At 71.1% G+C, this 18,117-nt stretch carries 17 protein-coding genes; 9 read left to right on the forward strand and 8 right to left on the reverse strand.

Going from position 1 to position 18,117, the window contains the following annotated elements; translation table 11 throughout:
* The first annotated feature begins 6 nt into the window (after positions 1-6).
* The 3 genes from HUT19_RS35440 to HUT19_RS35450 all read left to right on the forward strand — a co-directional run bounded on the left by HUT19_RS35440 (position 7) and on the right by HUT19_RS35450 (position 4,280).
* On the forward strand, positions 7-1,014 hold the full coding sequence (locus tag HUT19_RS35440) for an acyl-CoA desaturase (protein ID WP_176184513.1): 1,008 nt from the start codon (positions 7-9) through the stop codon (positions 1,012-1,014).
* A gap of 6 nt (positions 1,015-1,020) precedes the next feature.
* Positions 1,021-2,847: an acyl-CoA dehydrogenase gene (locus HUT19_RS35445; protein WP_176184515.1), complete on the forward strand. Its 1,827-nt coding sequence runs from the start codon at positions 1,021-1,023 to the stop codon at positions 2,845-2,847.
* 185 nt (positions 2,848-3,032) lie between these two features.
* A complete protein-coding gene (locus HUT19_RS35450; protein WP_176184517.1) occupies positions 3,033-4,280 on the forward strand; it encodes a DUF1266 domain-containing protein in 1,248 nt (415 codons plus the stop codon).
* Positions 4,281-4,299: 19 nt separating this feature from the next.
* Here the strand turns inward: HUT19_RS35450 and HUT19_RS35455 are convergent, their stop codons facing one another.
* From HUT19_RS35455 to HUT19_RS35485, 7 genes are all read right to left on the reverse strand, one after another.
* A complete protein-coding gene (locus tag HUT19_RS35455) occupies positions 4,300-5,187 on the reverse strand; it encodes a branched-chain amino acid aminotransferase (protein WP_176184520.1) in 888 nt (295 codons plus the stop codon).
* Positions 5,184-6,452, reverse strand: a complete 1,269-nt coding sequence (locus HUT19_RS35460; protein ID WP_176184522.1) for an ATP-grasp domain-containing protein — start codon at positions 6,450-6,452, stop codon at positions 5,184-5,186. The genes HUT19_RS35455 and HUT19_RS35460 overlap by 4 nt, the downstream gene beginning before the upstream one ends.
* Entirely contained in the window at positions 6,449-7,492 is a 1,044-nt protein-coding gene (locus HUT19_RS35465; protein WP_176184525.1) for a DMT family transporter, read from the reverse strand. The genes HUT19_RS35460 and HUT19_RS35465 overlap by 4 nt, the downstream gene beginning before the upstream one ends.
* A complete protein-coding gene (locus HUT19_RS35470) occupies positions 7,489-8,757 on the reverse strand; it encodes a DUF6421 family protein (protein WP_176184527.1) in 1,269 nt (422 codons plus the stop codon). Before HUT19_RS35470 ends, HUT19_RS35465 begins: the two co-directional genes overlap by 4 nt.
* The gene (locus HUT19_RS35475; protein WP_176184530.1) at positions 8,754-9,362 is read right to left on the reverse strand and encodes a bacilysin biosynthesis protein BacA; all 609 of its coding nucleotides are present in this window, start codon (positions 9,360-9,362) and stop codon (positions 8,754-8,756) included. The genes HUT19_RS35470 and HUT19_RS35475 overlap by 4 nt, the downstream gene beginning before the upstream one ends.
* 420 nt (positions 9,363-9,782) lie before the next feature.
* Positions 9,783-10,625 carry a bifunctional 5,10-methylenetetrahydrofolate dehydrogenase/5,10-methenyltetrahydrofolate cyclohydrolase gene (locus HUT19_RS35480; protein ID WP_176184532.1) on the reverse strand — a complete coding sequence of 281 codons (843 nt, stop codon included), beginning with the start codon at positions 10,623-10,625 and terminating at the stop codon, positions 9,783-9,785.
* The gene (locus HUT19_RS35485; RefSeq protein ID WP_176184534.1) at positions 10,622-11,242 is read right to left on the reverse strand and encodes a cyclodeaminase/cyclohydrolase family protein; all 621 of its coding nucleotides are present in this window, start codon (positions 11,240-11,242) and stop codon (positions 10,622-10,624) included. Before HUT19_RS35485 ends, HUT19_RS35480 begins: the two co-directional genes overlap by 4 nt.
* 278 nt (positions 11,243-11,520) lie before the next feature.
* Between HUT19_RS35485 and HUT19_RS35490 the strand changes: the two genes are divergently transcribed.
* Positions 11,521-12,483 (forward strand): RICIN domain-containing protein, encoded by a 963-nt coding sequence (locus HUT19_RS35490; RefSeq protein WP_176184536.1) that lies wholly within the window; start codon positions 11,521-11,523, stop codon positions 12,481-12,483.
* A gap of 18 nt (positions 12,484-12,501) precedes the next feature.
* Here the strand turns inward: HUT19_RS35490 and HUT19_RS35495 are convergent, their stop codons facing one another.
* Positions 12,502-13,731: a type III PLP-dependent enzyme gene (locus HUT19_RS35495; protein ID WP_176184539.1), complete on the reverse strand. Its 1,230-nt coding sequence runs from the start codon at positions 13,729-13,731 to the stop codon at positions 12,502-12,504.
* 247 nt (positions 13,732-13,978) lie between these two features.
* Here HUT19_RS35495 and HUT19_RS35500 point away from each other — a divergent pair, with 247 nt between their 5' ends.
* From HUT19_RS35500 to HUT19_RS35520, 5 genes are read left to right on the forward strand one after another with little or no spacing between them, the layout of a single operon-like run.
* Complete coding sequence (locus tag HUT19_RS35500; RefSeq protein ID WP_217712319.1) at positions 13,979-14,251, forward strand: phosphopantetheine-binding protein; 273 nt, start codon at positions 13,979-13,981, stop codon at positions 14,249-14,251.
* Between the two features lie 56 nt (positions 14,252-14,307).
* Positions 14,308-14,562 carry a hypothetical protein gene (locus tag HUT19_RS35505; RefSeq protein ID WP_176184544.1) on the forward strand — a complete coding sequence of 85 codons (255 nt, stop codon included), beginning with the start codon at positions 14,308-14,310 and terminating at the stop codon, positions 14,560-14,562.
* Complete coding sequence (locus HUT19_RS35510) at positions 14,559-15,731, forward strand: serine hydrolase (protein WP_176184545.1); 1,173 nt, start codon at positions 14,559-14,561, stop codon at positions 15,729-15,731. Before HUT19_RS35505 ends, HUT19_RS35510 begins: the two co-directional genes overlap by 4 nt.
* Positions 15,701-17,080 carry a cytochrome P450 gene (locus HUT19_RS35515; RefSeq protein WP_176184547.1) on the forward strand — a complete coding sequence of 460 codons (1,380 nt, stop codon included), beginning with the start codon at positions 15,701-15,703 and terminating at the stop codon, positions 17,078-17,080. The genes HUT19_RS35510 and HUT19_RS35515 overlap by 31 nt, the downstream gene beginning before the upstream one ends.
* A 31-nt stretch (positions 17,081-17,111) precedes the next feature.
* On the forward strand, positions 17,112-18,080 hold the full coding sequence (locus HUT19_RS35520; protein WP_176184549.1) for a hypothetical protein: 969 nt from the start codon (positions 17,112-17,114) through the stop codon (positions 18,078-18,080).
* The last annotated feature ends 37 nt before the right edge of the window (positions 18,081-18,117 follow it).

The following is an 18,117-nucleotide window of genomic DNA, read 5'->3' on the forward strand; positions in this document are numbered from 1 at the left end:
GAAACCATGGACGGCAGGGAACACCGCTGGTTCATGCTCATCGCGTCGGTCGTGCCGCTCGTCGCCGTCTTGGGCGCGATGGTGCTGCTGTGGAACCAGATCTTCTCCTGGTCCGATCTGGTGGTCACGCTGGTGATGTACGTGATCTCCGGCTTCGGTATATCCACCGGCTACCACCGGATGCTGACGCACCGCTCGTTCGAGACCTACAAGCCCATCCGTTACAGCCTGGCCACGGCCGGTGTCCTGGCCGGCCAGGGTCCGCCGATCATCTGGGCCGCACACCACCGCAAGCACCACCGGGTCGCCGACAAGCCGGGCGATCCGCACAGCCCGCACCTGGACTTCGAGCCGGGATTCAAGGGCATGATGAAGGGTCTGTGGCATTCCCACCTGGGCTGGCTCTTCGACACCGGCCTCACCTCCGACCCGATGCGGTACTGCCCCGACCTGGTCCGTGAGAAGCCGCTGCGCTGGCTGAGCGAGAACCTGCTGCTGGTCACAGCCGCCGGAGTGGTGGCCCCGGGTCTGCTGGCGTTCGCCATCACCGGGGGCGACGTCGAGGCGCTGTTCACCGGCATGCTGTGGGGCGGTCTGGTCCGCATCTTCCTCATCAACCATGTGACCTACGCGGTGAACTCCATCGGCCACTACTTCGGCCGCCGCCGCTTCGAGACCACCGACCACTCCCGCAATGTCGCCTGGCTGGCCATCCCCTCCTTCGGCGAGGCGTGGCACAACAACCACCACGCCTTCCCGCGCTCGGCGCACCACGGCATGAAGTGGTACGAGGTCGACCCCAGCGCCATCCTCATCTGGAGTCTGGAGAAGACCCGTCTGGCCTGGAAGGTCATCCGGATCGACACCGAGCGGATGGAGATGCGCGAGGCGGGCATCAGTCGGGTCTCCGGCAGCGCGGCCGACAAGAAGGAACTGCTGGAGAGTCAGCAGAAGATCGCGCCGATGGCCGACCGCACCCGTGGCAGCCAGGAATCCCTGGTCGACGTCGAATAGGTGAAGATGAGCCACTACCAACCCAACCTCCGGGACCTCGAGTTCAACCTCTTCGAGGTGTTCGGCCGGAGCGAGGTGTACGGACGGGGCGCGTTCGCCGAGATGGATCCCTCGACGGCGCGCACCGTCCTGGCCGAGGTCGCCCGGATGGCCACCGACGACCTGGCCGACAGCCTCGTCGACTCCGACCGCAACCCGCCGGCTTACGTCCCGGGCAGCCGGTCGGTGACCCTGCCGGACACCTTCAAAAAGGCGTACCGCACCTGGACGGAGGCCGGTTTCCACCGGCTGGACCTACCACCGGAACTGGGCGGCGCCGGTGCCCCGCCGTCCTTGTACTGGGCGGTGTCCGAACTCGTCCTGGGCGCCAACCCCGCCGTCCACCTGTACTCGCTGGGGATCGGCATCAAGGTCGTGCACCGGCTCGGCACCCCCGAGCAGCGCCGGCTCGCCAAGGTCATGGCGGACCGCGAGTGGGGCTCGACCATGGTGCTCACCGAGCCCGAGGCGGGCAGCGATGTGGGCGCGGGCCGTACGAAGGCCGTCCGGCAGGAGGACGGCTCCTGGCACATCGAGGGCGTCAAACGCTTCATCACCTCGGGCGAACACGACCTGTCCGAGAACATCGTGCACCTGGTGCTGGCCCGCCCCGAGGGCGCCGGACCCGGCACCAAGGGGCTGTCGCTGTTCATCGTGCCCAAGTTCCAGGTCGCCGACTGGACCACCGGTGAGCTCGGCGCCCGCAACGGCGTCCACGCCACCGGTCTGGAACACAAGATGGGGCTCAAGGCGTCCGCCACCTGCGAACTGACCTTCGGCGCCGAACACCCCGCGGTCGGGTATCTGCTGGGGGAGGTGCACGACGGCATCCGGCAGATGTTCCACATCATCGAAGCCGCCCGGATGACGGTGGGCACCAAGTCCATCGCCACCCTCTCCACCGGCTATCTCACCGCGCTGGCCTACGCACGGCAGCGCGTCCAGGGCGCCGACCTCACCAGGGCGGCGGACAAGACCGCGCCACGTGTCACCATCGTCCACCACCCCGACGTGAAACGCTCCCTGCTGCTCCAGAAGGCCTACGCCGAAGGGATGCGCGCGCTGGTGCTGTTCGCCGCCACCGTGCAGGACCGGATGGCGGCCGCCGAGGCGGCGGGCGGCACCGACGAGGAGGCCAGGGCGCTCAACGATCTGCTGCTGCCGATCGTCAAGGGATACGGCTCGGAGAAGTCCTTCGAGCAGCTGACCCAGTCCCTCCAGACCCTCGGCGGCTCCGGCTACATCCAGGACTTCCCCGTCGAGCAGTATCTGCGCGACGCCAAGATCGACTCGCTGTACGAGGGCACCACCGCCATCCAGGGCCTGGACTTCTTCTTCCGCAAGGTCACCCGTGACCAGGGCAAGGCGCTCACCGCGCTCTTCGCCGGCGTACGGGAATTCCTCGACGCCGAAACCGGCGGCGAGCCCCTCGCGGCCGAACGCGCCCTGCTGGCCACCGCGTTCGACGATGTGCGAGCCATGGTCGACACCATGACCGATCAGTTCGTGGCCTCCCTCGAGGACCCCACCTCCCTCTACCGCGTGGGCCGCAACACCACCCGGCTGCTGTTCGCCACCGGCGACCTCCTGCTGGGCTGGCTGCTGCTGCGCCAGGCGGCGGTGGCCCTGGACAAGCAACCCGCGGCAACGGCCAAGGACACCGCCTTCTACCGGGGCAAGGTCGGCTGCGCGGCCTTCTTCGCGCAGGAAGTACTGCCTCTGCTGACGGCGCAGCGCGCCATCACGCGGTCGGCGGGGGCGGAGTTCATGGATGTGCCGGAGGATGCCATGTGACCCTCCGCGGTGTGCGGTGCCGCGGGCGGCGGTCAGACACGAAGGCCCTGCCGTCAGCCCGCGGGCAGCGCACCGCCCGGGAGCTCCACCCGCCCCACGTGCGGGCCGTGCCACGGCACCCGGTTACGCTACGGATCGATCTTGCATGACTCGGTTCGGGGCGGGACCGGAGGAAAGGAAATCCCATGCACGTGGTGAGCGAGGACGAACTCCACGACGAGTTCTTCCCGTCCATACCGCCCCCGGAGGACGCCGCCCGCTGGCAGGCGCCGACCGATCTGGAACAGCATCTGTACAAGCTGGCCCGGGCGGACAACGGATACGCCTATCTGCGCACCCTCGCGACCGAGGGGGTGTACTACCCCGTCCGTCTCGACCACGCACGCGAGGCCGCCGAGGACGAACACCCGATGCTGACCGTCGACACCTCAGACGGCCGGGTCGTGGCGCAGGTCTACACCGCCGGTGTGCTGCCGCGGCCGCATCCGTACCTCGTCTACGAGTACGCCACGCTCGGTGCCCTCGCCCATATCGTCCCCGGCCACGTGGACGTCCTCGTGGTCAACGCGGCCACCCCGTGCGAACACTACTTCCTCACCGACGACGAGGAACGCGACGTCTGGCTGGACCTGCACCACGAACTCTTCGTGCCGGACGAGCTGATGGACCGGGTGGTGACCAGGCGCACCCGGGTCCCCGAGCCAGGTCCGCTGCTGCACGGTCTGGCCTGCGGAGCGCATCTGTGCTTCCGCAACGGCGACGCCTGGAACACCCCGCACTGGCACGGCATGGGCTACCGGGGCGAGATGGAGCGGATCGCCCGCGACTGGGGTGTGGACAGCCGGGAGGAGTGGCTGCGGATGCAGGAGTCGCTCCTCGACACCGAGGTGAGCCCCTGGTACTGGGACTTCGTCCTGGGCGCACGGAACGCGCTGCTCCAGAGCGGGACCGGCCACCCCGACCAGTGGCGCGACGGTGTGGAGGCGTCCCTGCGCGCCCGCGCCCGCCAGGCCCGCACCCCCACCGACGACTCCGACCTCAGCGAGTTCGTGGCACACCTGCGGGACCTGGTGGGCAAGATCCTGCGGTACGAGGCCCGCTTCCGCGCCGACGGACTGCTGCCGCCGGACGGGATCGTGGGCTCGGTCGCGGCCTGGGACATCGGCCGCGCGTCCAAGATGGCCCGCTGGGGTCTGGGTGCGCGGTACGCCACCGAGACCGAGATGTACACCGCGCTGCAACGCGCGTCCAGGAGCGCCCGGTCCGCGTACCGCACGTGGGAGGAGTTCTCCGCCGGTTACATCCTCGGGCGGTGCCTCCACTTCGACGAGGAGCGGTTCGGCTCCTGGTACACCACCGTCCTGGACGCGCACCGGGAGCTGACCACCGACCCCGACAGCCCCTGGCTGACCGTGCCGTTCAGCACGCCCTGACCCGCTCGCGCTCTGCGCGTCAGCCCCGGCCGTCCGGGTGACGCACCAGACGGGCGTACGCCTCGGCCAGGGACCGGGTCACCTTGCCGACGCCGTAAGGGTGGCCGTCCACCGCCCGGACCGGCTGCACCTCGTAGGCGGTGCCGGTCAGGAACACCTCGTCGGCGTCGGCGAGGGCGTCCGGGGTGAGCGCGCGCTCATGGACCGTTATGTCCAGGTCCCGGGCGAGGCCGATGACGGTCTGCCGGGTGATGCCGTTGAGGAAGGTGTCCGCGACGGGTGTGTGCAGGGCGCCGTCGATGACGAGGAAGAGATTGGCGCCGGTGGCCTCCGCCAGCAGACCCCGGTGGTCCAGCAGCAGCGCGTCGTCATGACCGGCCGCCTCGGCCTCCTCGCGGGCGAGGGTGCAGATGTTGTACAGCGATGCCGCCTTGGCCCGGACCGGGGCGGTGTCGGGTGCCGGGCGGCGCCACCGCGACGTACCGAGGCTGATGCCCTCGTCGCGGGCCGGGCCCGAGAACACCCGCGGCCACTCCCAGGTGGCGATGGCGACATGGACCCGGGCGCCCGCGCCGGACACGCTCATCTGCTCACTGCCCCGCCAGGCCACGGGCCGGACATAGCCGTCCGTGATGTTCTGCCGCCGGACCAGCTCCCGGGTGGCGTCGTCGAGTTCGGACACGGGGAAGGGGATGGCGAAGCCCAGTTCGCGCGCGGAGGTGTGCAGCCGTTCGTTGTGCTCGGTGAGCTTGAAGACCGCGCCGCCGTAGACCCGTTCACCCTCGAACACACCGCCGCCGTAGTGCAGCCCGTGGGAGAGGACATGCAGCTTCGCCTCCCGCCAGGGCACGAAAGCGCCGTCGTACCAGAGGGTCCCGTCCCGCTCGTCGAAGGGGAGCACGGTCATCGGTCACTGCCTTCCGGGGTGTACTCGACGGAGACGGCGGTCTCCAGGGTGCGGTGGAACTCCTCGGCCTCGGCGGTCGTGGTGTGCCGGGAGAGCACGAACGCCGGATATCCGGTGAAGTCCGGGTAGGGGCGCACCACATCGCCGGGGAAGAGCATCTGGACAACATGGTCCACCCGCGGATCGTCATGGAGCTCCGCCAGCCCGTGGACCGACTCGATCCGGCCCGAACCGCCGCACGGCACGATGTAGTTGGCCGCGGCGCCGGTGGCGGCGGGGGTGCGGCCGTCACCGAAGGACAGCGGTGACAGCCCGGCGGCGATCCGCAGCGCGTCCGCGGCGAAGTCCCGTCCGGTGACATGCTGGACGATGTACTGGGACACCCCCGAGCCACCGATCCGGGCGCCCAGCTCCAGCAGATACGGCCGTTCGCCACCGCGCAGCCGCAGCTCGGTGTGGGTGGGGCCGTCGGAGATGCCGAGGGCGGTGTGTGCGGCCGTGACCTCCCGCCGGACGGCGTCCTCGACCGCCGCGGGCAGCAGGGCGGGTGCGCGGTAGACGCTCTCCTCGAAGTAGGGGCCTTCGGGCTCGCCCTTGTAGCCGATGGTGCACACCGTCACTTCACCCCGGTGGGCCAGGGATTCCACCGCGAACTCGGGCCCGTCGAGAAACTCCTCCACCACCAGGCCCTCGACCCGCCCCAGCTTCGCGCGGCAGATCTGCCAGACCTCATCGACCACGGCCTTCAGCCGCTCCGGGCGGTCCGCCTTGGTGACACCGAGGCTGGAGAAGCCGTGGGCGGGTTTGACCACCACGGGGAAGTCCAGCCGGGTGGCCTCCTCCCAGCCGCGCGGATCCTCCAGCCGTACGAAACGGGGCACATTGAGCCCGGCCGTGGCCAGCCGCTCGCGCATCACCCGCTTGTCCTGGGCGCCGAGCGCCGCGTCCCGGCCGATACCGGGCAGCCCGAGGAGTTCGGCGGCCTCCGCGACAAACGGCACGGCCGGGTCGTAGAGGGAGCAGATCCCCTGGAACGGAGTGGTCTCGTGCAGCTTCCGCAAGGCGGCCAGGGCGCCCGCCCGGTCCCGGTCGACGTCCAGGCGCAGGACGTCCGACACGGCCGGGGGCAGCCGGTCCGGTGCCACGTCCTCGTCGGGGCGGGGGACCAGGACCAGACGGATTCCGGCGCGCTCGGCGCTGTCGAAGACCCAGGGCAGCGTGGTGCGCTGGTACACCAGGACGACGGTGGGCGGTGATGTGTTCACGAGGTTCCTTGTTCCTGACGGATTCCGGACGGCTGGTCGGTGGCGCTATCGGCGTCGGTGGCATCGGCATCGGCATCGGCGTCGGCGTCGGTGGCGCCGGATGGGGCGGGGTCCGCCCGGCGGGAGCCGCCCACCGTCAGCCACACCCCGGCCGCGCAGGCGACGATGAGGACCAGTACCACCGGACCGGGGGCTCCCGCCCACCCCAGCGTCCATTCCCCGAGCCGGATCAGGAAGGGCACGATCAGCGCCACCGCGGAGGTGTACAGCGGGCCCCTGCGCAGGATGAGCTCGTGCGAGATGAGGAACACCGGGGCGGTCAGCCCCGCGCCGAGCAGGGCGACGCCGCCCCAGTCGGCCGCCGTGACACCGTTCAGCGGAACGAAGAGGACGGTCGTCAGCCCCAGCATCACCGCACCCGCCCCCGTGATGGCGGGAAGCGCCGCCAGCGGTGACACATCGGCCATGCGCTGCCGGTACGCATAGCCGTACAGGGCATAGGTGAAGGTGCCGCCCAGCGCCAGCAGCACACCGGTCAGCAGGGCGCCGGTGCCGGCCGCCGCCTCGTGGCCCGGGCCGTCCGCCGCCGCGTATCCGCACGCCGCGGCCACCGCGAGCACGGTGCCGCACACCTTGCGGACGGTTCCGCGCTCGCCGAAGGCCACCAGGCCGATGACGAACGTCAGGCAGGGCAGCAGCGAGACGATCAGACCCACCCGGGAGGCGCCGATCCGGCCGATGCCGAGCAGGGTGCCCGAGTAGTACGCGAAGAACCCCAGGAACGCCAGCAGCACATACCCGGCCGGGCGGCCGAACGCCGTGCGGACGTCCCGCCAGCCGCGCCGGTGGCACAGGGCGACCAGTGAGATCGCCAGAAAGCTCGCCGCCGTCCGGCCGGTGGCCACCGCGAGCGCGGGAACACCGTCCACCAGCCGCGCGGACATCAGCCAGCCCGCGGCGAGCAGCAACACCATCAGCACCGACAGGGCGGGCACCACCAGGGGCCCGCCCTGCCGACGGGGCACCGGACCGCCCGTCACCACTGCGCCATGGCGAACGTCAGCGGCGGCAGCCGGTCCAGCCCCTGCTTGGCGCGCAGCAGTACGCGCTGGTCCTCGGTGAACCGATAGCGCTGCTTCTCCTCCCCGGCGGGGAGGTACCCGCGCACCAACTCCTTGGCGGCGGCCCGGTAGGCGTCGTCGGTGGTGACCTCGGCCTCCAGTTTCTCGACGGTGGCGACATAGTCCCGCAGCGCGGCCACGGTGGCCTCCCGGTCCAGGCGCAGCAGACCGCCGTTGTCCGGGGAACCGGTCAGCGCACCGTGCTCACGCAGCCAGGAATACACGAACACACCCGTGCCCGAGTCGAAGTTGCGGGTCGCGTCATCGGCTTGCGGGTAGCGGAAGACACGTTCCAGCAGGATCATGGCGATCTGTTCCTCTGCGTACGGAACTCCACCGTCGGCGCAGGCCAGCGCGGTCTTGGCGTCCACCTTGATCTCTTCGAGCAGCCCCACGAACCAGTTCATCTTCAGCGAGATGTGCTCGTCGAACGGCCACAGCCCCTGGTAGTGCAGGGAGTCGTGCAGATAGCCCCAGAGCGCGCGGGCCTCGTAACACACCTCCGGTGCCAGATCGCTGGAGGCGCGGGGCACCGAGTCCGGGGTGAGCACGGCCGCCGCCCCGGGGAGCGCGTAGGTCTCGTGGATGCTGCGCATCTTGTTGTAGAAGAACATGGCGTACGGCTGCTCAGTGATCTTGTCGTGAGCGGCCACGTTCTCCGGGAAGAAGACCAGGCAGTTGCCCTGCGCGAAGCCGTGGCTGCCGGTGATGAGGATCAGGGCCTGGCAGTTGTTCTTGGGGTGCGGACAGCTGACGGCCAGCTCCGGCAGCGCCGCGGGCTCCTTGCGCAGCGCGAAGAAGCAGTCCAGCCGCTTGCCCACGGGCGGTGCGCTGTTGGTGCTCCGCAGCGGCGCGAGGAAGAACACCACATCCCCGTCCTCCGGCGGCCGCAGCGTGTCCCGGGAGCGGGCGAAGTGCGGCGGCGTGTCCAGCCCGGCAGCGAGCCAGTCCGCCACATCGGCGTGCAGCGCGTCGGCCTGGTGCCCGCGCCCGTGCCGCCGGTACCAGGCGCACGCCTCGTCCGATATCCGCGTGAGCAGGGCATGGTCGTCCGATGTGGCCCCGGCGACCGTACCGTCATCGGCCTGACGGGTCCGGAAGCGGTTGACCCACGGTATGAGCGTGTCCTTGAGCCTCTGGGCCTCGGCGAGCCACCGGGGGTCGAGAGGTGCCTGTGCCGTCACAGCGCCACTCCCGCCGTCAGCGCGGCCCCGGCTCCGGCGCCCATGCCTCCGGTGTCCGCCACCGCCGTATCCATGGCCAGCACCTGGTGGACGGTGAAGACCATCGGGACCGGCCCGAAGTCGCGGATCACCCGCAGCCCGTGCCGCTTGGCGGCGACGACCGTGGTGATGCAGCCCTCCACCCTGCCCTCGGCGCAGTCGATGGCGGCCTGCGCATTGCTCAGCACCTCATGGATCTCGGCCGAGTCGGGGACCAGCCCCCTGGGTGCCGGATGCGAGGCCACGGTGGCCGGTGTCGCCGTGCCCCGGGAAGCGAACACCATGTTGTGCGTCGGCATGACGAAGCTGTCGACCATCCGTAACCGGTGGAGGTTGCCGAAGACCAGTGTGTGCAGTGCTGGATAGACCGCGCAGGCGGTCAACGCGTGCTCCCCGTCCGCCGGGACGGCCTCCAGCGCCGATTCGATGGAGGAGTGCAACTGCACGGTTCCCTCGATACCGCGCCTGCGCAGCCATTCGTGGGATGCGGCTTCCAGATTGGTCCCGTGCGGACCGAGTGTGTGCAGATGACGGACGTGGTCGGGTCCGGCATGGATATGCCGCATGATTCCCCCATGTGTTGGTGATTCCTGGTGGGCCTCGGTGGATGTCTCTTCGAAGCCACGAGGATCAAAACAGGAAAAAACGCATGGAAACAAGTGTCGTCGGTAGATCTTTGCAAATGACATGCAGGGGTGGCCGATTATCGTCGGTAGCCGGCCAACCGGGTGGAGAGCCAAACGGAATTCGGCGATCCACCCCATCCCGCGCCGGCCGCGCATCCGTCTCCGGCTCGACACCGGCCCTGACGCCGCGGTGGTGCGACCGACGGCTCCGATCGTGAACAGTGGTTCACGGGTGGGGGCGGCGACGCGTGGCCGGTGTTTTCCGGGTTTCGGGAATAGCCGAAAACCATTGACACGGGTTCAAGCCCACACGGGCCGCCGCCTTCGGCATCGCGGCGCCGCCCGTGTCCACCGCCGCGGTCAGCCGCCCGCGGCCTGGACGGTGTGGCTCAGTAGCAGGGCGGTGGTCACCGGCCCCACACCGCCGGGCACGGGAGTCAGCGCCCCCGCCTTCCCGCTGACGGCGGTGGCGTCGACGTCACCGGTCAGTCCGCCGTCCTCGGTGGGGTTGGTGCCCACGTCGATCACCACGGCGCCGGGTGCGACATGGTCGGCCGTGATCATTCCGGCCCGGCCGACGGCGGCCACCACCACGTCCGCCGCCGAGGTGACCGCGGCCGGCTCCCGGGTGCGCGAATGACACACGGTGACCGTGGCGTTGGCGTTCAGCAGCAGATGGGCCACGGGCTTGCCGACCACCATCGAGCGGCCGACGACAGCGACATGGCGCCCGGTGAGTTCGACCCCGTGGTGTTCCAGGACGCGCACCACCGCCTCGGCCGTCGCCGGGGCGAACGCGGGCAGCCCGGCGGCCAGCCGCCCCAGGGACACCGGGTTGGCCCCGTCGACGTCCTTCTCGAACGCGATGGCCCCGGCCAGCTCCTGGAGCGAGGCGCCCGCGGGCAGCGGGGTCTGGAGGATGATGCCGTGCACCCGGTCATCGGCGGACAGCTCCGCCAGCCGCGCCCGGATGGTCTTTGGCGCGGCCGTGGCTCCCAGGTCGACGATGTCGCAGGTGATACCGGCCTTCCCGGCCGCCCTGGCGATCGACCGGACGTACCACGCGCTGGACTCGTCCGCGGTGGCCACCACGACTGCCAGCCTGGGTTCCGTACCGGCGGCGGTCAGCGCCGCCGCGCGGTCGGCGGTCCCGGCACGGATCGCGGCCGACAGCTCCTTGCCGGTAAGCACCGTGGCGCTCATGCGGCGATCCGCTCGCGCACGGCGGTGGTCACCCGCTCCGCCCGCGCCACCAGAGTGGGCACCCTCGCCGCCGCCGCGGTCAGCTCCCCGTAGACGAGCTCGTCCCGTACACCGCCGAGGTTGATCTCGACATTGACCCGGGCCGTGGTGGCCGCGGCCCGCGCGGCCTCCGACGCGGCGGCCACATCGGTGATGACATTGGGGTTGCCGACCGGCAGTAGCTCCTCGGCCAGTTCGACCACCACCTGCGCCACCTCGATCACCTCGGCCGGTGGTCTGCCCGCCTCGGCCAGCGCCCGCGCGATCGCCGCCGAACGCGCGGCCTTCGCCTCATCGGTGTCCTTCGGCAGCCCGTACGCCTCGGACACCGCCGTGAACGCCGCCGCGTCCGCCTCCGCCAGCCGCAGCGCCTCGTCCCGCAACCGGTCCGACTCGGACGTGACCCACTCGACGATGTCCTGGTGCTCGGCGTACTTCTCACCCGTGCTGTAGCGGGCCACCATTCCGAGCAGCGCCGCGGCCTGCGCCGCGTGCAGCGCGGCGACGGCGCCGCCACCGGGCGCCGGTACCCGGGCGGCGAGTTGGGTCAGGAATTCGCCGATCTTCTCATCACGCATGAACGCTACGTCCTCCGTCACGGATACAGCCCACGTACACCACCCGCCCCGGAATCCTCCCACGCGGGCGAGGGCCGCCGCCGGGACGTGGACGGGCGCGCCGCCGGATCGTCCCCGCCCGCGGGAACGGTGCCGGACCCGCCGCCGGACAAGGCCCGGGAACTCCCAGCGCGATCCGGTGCGACGATCCTGTCGCCGTCCCTGGGCCTACCGGCGGTGACCTGGTACAAAGGCCACTCGATCCGGCACCACCGCAAGACCGAGAAGAGGCGCCCTCCATGACGACGTGTCGATTCTGCGATGACCCGTCATGCTCCGGCACCGCAGGGTGCGAGGGGCCGTCCGGCGCCGCACCGGACGGCCGGGGACCCGGCGCCGCGCCGGACGCCCCGGGAGGCGATGGCGATCCGGCTTTCCGGGCCTCCGTCTTCCTGCCCTCGGGCTCGACCACACCCGATCCCGCTGTCGTGGCCGCGTTCGACCAGGAGCGCATACGGCCCTCGGGCGCCCCGGAAGCGCAGCCCGAGGGCACACCGGATGCCGGCGGTCGCGCGGCCCGCGGGACCGGGCGGCTGTGGATCGTGGCCGCCGTCCTGATCGGCGCCACCGCCACCGCCGCCTTCCTCCTCTACCCGGACCAGGAGAGACGAGACACCGCGTCGCCCACCCGCACCGCGACACGGGTGCCCACCCTGCCCCGGGCCACCGCTCCCACCGTCGCGACCTCGCCCACCAGCCACCGGCCGTCGCACTCGGCCCGCCCTTCCGCCACGCGGTCCCCGAAGGCCGGGCACAAAGGTGCCGCCCCCACGGCGTCGAAGTCCCCCAAGCCCACGCCCACCCGGGCACCCGGCCCCGCCGCCTACGCCTATGTCGGGGTCCGATCGGGGCTCTGTGTCGATGTGCCGTACCAGGAGGGCATGCAGCTGCGCCTCGCGCCCTGTTCGGGATCGAGCGGTCAGAAGTTCACCTACACGGACGCCGGAGAGCTGCGGGTGTACGGCGACACCTGTGTGACGGCGATGGGTACGGAAGGCGCGCTGGGGACACCGGTCGTCATCGCCTCGTGCGGCGGCGGGGACCGGCAGCGGTGGCAGCTCGAGGGCGACGGCACCATCCGGCAGCACGGAACCTGTGTCGACGCGTTCAACGGCTACAGCGACCCCGGTACCCCGTTGCAGATGTGGGAGTGCGCGGTCTCCACCAACCAGCAGTGGACGCGGGCGAAACCGTCCGCCTGACCGCCGCACGCGTGCCCGCTACTCCACCGCCACCGAGGTGGTGACCGACCGCCACGCCCCGACGCACCGCTCCCCGTCGTAGACCGCCTCCACCACCGCGGGACGGCTCAGGAAACGGACCAGGCTCGCGCTCAGCCCGTACGCGCCCACGTTGGGCACGTACAGCAGATCGCCCTCGCGCGGGGCGGGCAACGACGCCCGGACGGCCAGCCGGTCCAGCGGTGTGCACAGCGGCCCGACCACATCGGCGGTGACCGGTTCACGGTGCCCAGCAGGGAGAGCCTCCCCATCAACCACGAGCGGGAGGAAACCCGTGGTCGGCCTCAGCACCCGGCCCAGTCCGCTCATCCCGCCCAGCACATTGATCCCGGCGTCCAGCACCACCACCGTGCCCTCGGGGCGCTCCTTGACGTCCCGCACCGTGGTGACCAGACGGCCCGCCGACGCGACCAGGCGGCGGCCGGACTCGAAGTGCACCTCGGGCGCCGGGCCGGTGGCCCAGTCGGACAGCAACCTGCCCAGCCCCGCCCGCAGTCCGGTCAGCGCTGGACCCGTCCCGGCCGTGGCGTACGGCCAGGGGAAGCCGCCGCCCAGGTCGACCACACCGGGGGTGATCCCCGCCATTCCGCTGACCCGCTCGATGGTGTTCTTGGCGGTGGCGAATCCCTCCAGCAGGGCGGTGACATCCGGGAACTGCGACCCGAGATACACATGGCAGCCGCGGAGCGCGATCCCGCGCGGCAGTACGGCGCACGCGTGTGCGGCGTCCTCGGGCGTGAACCCGAACTGGCGGCCGTCGCCCATGGACAGCCCCGCCTTGGTCCCGGTCGGCGGCTGGAGCCGGAGCAGCACCTCCGCCGTACGTCCGGATCCGGCCACCGCACGGCCGAGACGGCGCAGTTCGGCGGCCGACTCACAGGAGAACCACCTCACGTCCCGCGCGAGCGCCTCCTCGATCTCGGCGGGGGATTTGCCCGGGCCCGTGTACAGGACGTCCCGCGGGCGGTATCCGGCCTCGAGCGCCGCGGCCAGCTCCCCGGGAGAGGAGACCTCGGCCCGGCATCCGGCCCGCCGGAGTTCGGCGGCGACCGACGGATGGGGGTTGGCCTTGAGCGAGTAGAACAGCCCGGCCGACGCGGGGAGGGCCGACCGCAGATCCGCCACCCGGCCCCGCAGTTCGGCGAGATCGTAGACGTAGAGCGGTGTGCCGAACCGCTCGGCGGCCCGGCGGAGAATGCGCTCGATCACGTCGCAGCGTCCGTTCCTGGTTCGTCGCCCGCGGCAGCCGTGATGGTGCCCCTCGGCGGATGCCCCGGTTCCGCGGGCCGGGCGTCCGACGCGCCCGTCGCCCCGTGCTTGCAGCGGGTAGATCGCGCGCTTACTGTACTCCCATTCGCCGCCTGCGGAATGGCCCAAGGCCGTTGCGAGACAAGGCTGTTGAGCCTCCTGGGACTCGATGGAACACAGGTGCGTCGCACTGAGAGAGGGGGGTCTCTTGAGCGGTATCGACACCACCGGTCCGGCCATCACCGATCGACTGGTGGAGACACTCAACAGCCACCTGCGGAACGTGCCGCCCGACGTGGACTGGGCCACCGTCAGGCTGCCCGACGTCGGCCTGGACTCGATGTCCGCGATCGAACTGGTCATCACCCTCGAGGAGCTCTTCGGCGTGCAGTTCCCCGATGAGCTGCTGGTGCGGGAGACCTTCGAACACCTGCCGTCGCTGGAGGCCGCCGTCCGCTCCCTGCTGGGCGAGCGGGCCTGACGCCGCGCGGCGGCCGCGCCGCCACCACCCCCCCACCAGATGGGAGACACCACGGGATGAGCGCCCACGTACCCACGTTCGAGGAATTCGTCCGCCCGCTGCTCGCCACCGCCGGTGCGCCGGACTACGAGACCACCCCGCTGAGCCGGCTGACCGCCGGTGACTTCGCCGTCCTGGCCTGGCTCGACGACCTCGGTGTCGACCTCCCCGCCGATGTGGAGGCGGAGCTGGTGGCCCGCTGGGACACCGCGACCCCCCGCGATGTCTACGAGATGGTCTTCTCCACCACCCCGGGAGCCGCGTGCTCATGACCGTGACCACGGAGCTCGACCTCAGTGCGGTGCGACGGCTGTTCGACGCGGAGATCGACCGCGGAATCGAGACCGGGGTGCAGCTCTCGGTCTCCTGCCGGGGCCGGGTGATGGACCTCGCCGTCGGCGACAACGGCGCGGGCCACCCGATGACCACCGACACCTTCGTCCCCTGGACCTGCTCCTCCAAACCGGTCGGCGCCCTGGCCTTCGGCCGGGCGTGGGAGTCCGGCGCCGTCGACCCCGACACCCCGGTGTCCACGGTGCTCCCGGAGTTCACCGGCGGTGGCAAGGAACGGGTCAGGGTCCGCGATCTGCTCACCCACACACTGGGCATGCCGGACCCGGTGCTGGCCGTGAACACCGGGGACACCGATCTCTCCGCGTTCACCTGGTCCGATATCGACGCGCTGATCTGGGCGGTGATCTGCGACGCCACCACCGGGCCACTGCCCGGCGCCGCCATGGTCTACAACCCGGTGACCACCTGGTACGTGCTGGACCGGCTGCTCACCACCCTCACCGGCGGCCGGTCCGGGGACAGTTACCGCGACCTCCTCGGCCGCCTCGGCCTCACCGCCACGCTCGGCCTCGACCCCGGCGTACCCGCCGACCGCCAGGTCACCGTCACCGCCTCGGCCGACCAGGCGGAGGGCTTGGCCTACCTGCGGCTGGCCAGCGCGCTCCCGCTGCCCGGAGTCGGCGTCTGGGGCGCCGTACGGGATCTGCGCGTCGTCGGCGAAGTGCTGCTGATGAAGGGCGTCCACCAGGGTGTTCCGCTCGTCGGGCCCGCCACGGTGGAGGCGCTGACCGCCACCCACTGGCCCGGTTCGCCCGACCGCTCCATCTGCGACACCGACTTCCCCTACGGCCTCGGGGTGATGACCCTCCCGGCCGTCTTCGGCCGCCGCACCTCCGCACGGACCTTCGGCCACGCGGGCGGCAACACCTCCACACTGCTGGTCGACCCGCTGTTCGACCTGGTGGTGGCGGTGTACTGGAACGGCCGGCTCGACGACGTACGGACCTTCGCCCGCCGCTACGCACTGGTGCGGGCGCTCTACGACGACCTCGGACTGCCCCGGCTGCCCCGCGCGGGACGACCGGTGGCACCGGCCGGGACGGAAGAGGAGCGGCCATGGGCAGCGCCCGCACCAGGACCCTGGTGAACCGGCTGCCGGGCCCCACCCCGCTCGGCCACCTCCGCTACCTCAAAGGGCTGCTCGGCAAGCCCTACGACGCCCTGCTCGAACTGCACCGCGGCTACGGTCCGGTGTGCGCGTTCGGCGTCGGCGGCCAGAAGTACGTACTGCTCTTCGGCGCCGAGGCCAACGAACTGCTGCTCACCGACTCCCCGCGCAACCCCAGGTTCCTCTCCCGCGACGTCCTCACCCTGCTCATCCCGGTGGTCGGCGCCAACGCCATGGTCGTCAGCGACGGTGAGGACCACCGGCGCCGCCGGGCGCTGGTCCGCCCCGCCTTCGTCCGCAAGCGCATCGAGGGCTATGTCCCGGTCATGGTGAACGAGATCCACCGCATGATCGACGGATGGCGGCCCGGACACACCGTGGACGCCTTCGCCGATGTGCGCTCCTGCATCCGGCGGATCGCGATCCGTTCCCTCTTCGGCGACCGGCTGAAGGCGCACACCGACGAGATCGGCCGTGAACTCCAGACAGCGCTGAACTACATCAACCGCTCCCCGTTCCTGCGCTTCGACCACGATCTGCCCGGCACCGCCTACCGCCGCGCCATGGCCGCACGCGAGCGCGTCGACCGTTACGTACGGGCGGAGATCGCCAACCGGCGGGCCGAACCCAACGACCAGGGCGATGTTCTCGACGCCCTGCTCGAGTCGTACTTCGAGGGCGACCACCTCGCCGACCTCGAGGTGCGCGACCAGGTCATCAGCCTCATCGCCTCGGGCTACGACTCCAGCAGCTCGGCGGCCGGATGGGCGGTGTACGCCCTGCTGAAACACCCCGAGGTGCTGCGCCGTGTCCGGGACGAGGTGGCGCGGGCCGCGGGAGACGAGCCGCTCAGCGCGGAACTCGTGGGCAGGATGGACTACATCGGCTGGACCGTCTCCGAGATCCTGCGCCTGTACACCCCCGGAGTGCTCACCGGAAGGACCTCGGTGGAGGACTTCGAGTTCGGCGGACACCTCGTCCCCAGGGGTGCCAGGGTGCTCTACTCCCAGTACGTCACCCACCGGATGCCCCGCCTGTGGACCGACCCGCTCCAGTTCCGCCCGGAGCGCTGGAACACCGCCGCCCCGGACTACCGCGAACCCGTTCCCTACAGCTTCGTCCCCTTCGGCGGGGGCTACCGCCGGTGCATCGGATACGCCTTCGCCGAGCTCGAACTGAAGCTGCTCATCGCCGAGTTGGCCCGCCGCGCCGACCTCGCACCGGTCAGGAGCACGGTCCGGCCCACCGGCGTGGCCACCATGTGGCCCGACGGCGGAGTCCCGGTGGCGGTGCGGGAGATCAGACCGCCGGTGGGTGGCCCCGGATGACACCCACCGAGCCGGAAGAAGGGGACCGCCCGTGCCGTCGTGGCCGCTCACACTGAGCTTCATCGTCCCGCCGCACTCCGCGCAGTTCGGCTACGGCGGCAGACTGAAGCCCTCGGTCTACCTCGGGCGGCTCACGGCCTATATGGACGCCGCCGAGGCGATCGGGGTCACCGGGGCCTTCGTCTACGACTTCCCGGTCGCCATGGACCCCTGGCTCGCCGCCTTCGACGTGCTCGCGGCCTCCACCGCGCTCGAACCCGTCGTCGCCGTCCGCCCCCACCAGGAGAGCGCGGAGTCGGTGGCGCGCCGCGTCGCCGACCTCGGCTACCGCTTCGGCCGCCCCACCCACGTCAATGTGGTCGCCGGAGCCACCCGCCCCTCCCGCGCCACGGCCGACGACCGGGGTGACAAGGTCGCGGCACGCGCCGAACTGGGCCGCTACGCCGAGCGGTTGAGGGAAGAACTGGACCAGCGGTGCGACCCCGCCACCGGACACCCCCTGCTCGTCACCCCCTCCTCCGCCACCCCGGGCCTCGTCCCGGCCGACTGCGTGCTGATGATGGCCCGGCCACGGATCGCGCTCGCCGAGAGCGTCGGCCGGGCCCGCGAGGAACAGAACGTGGACCGGGTCTCCATGCTCGTGGGTGTGGTGGCCCGGAACACCGAGGACGAGGCGTGGGCGGCCGCCCGCCGCCTCAGCGCACCCGACCGGCGGCAGCAGGTCGCCGGGCGGATGTTCATGTCCCAGGTGGTCTCCAGCGAGCACCTCGCCAGTTACGCCCTCGCCGAGGAGGAGGAGACCCACGACGAACGCCTCTGGTACGGGGCACCGGCGCGGGGGATCGACGCGCCGAAACTGGTCGGCTCGGTGGACCAGGTGGCCGCATGGCTGATGTCGTGCCGGTCCCTGGGCGTCACCGACCTCATCATCGACCTGGCCCCCGACAGCGCCGAGTACGCCTTCGTGGGTCAGGTGGTCCGGGCGTGCGGACGCCCCTGACCACCGCACCGGCGCCCGCCCGGCGATCCGGCGAACT

The sequence above is a fragment of the Streptomyces sp. NA02950 genome (assembly GCF_013364155.1).
Taxonomy (GTDB): domain Bacteria; phylum Actinomycetota; class Actinomycetes; order Streptomycetales; family Streptomycetaceae; genus Streptomyces.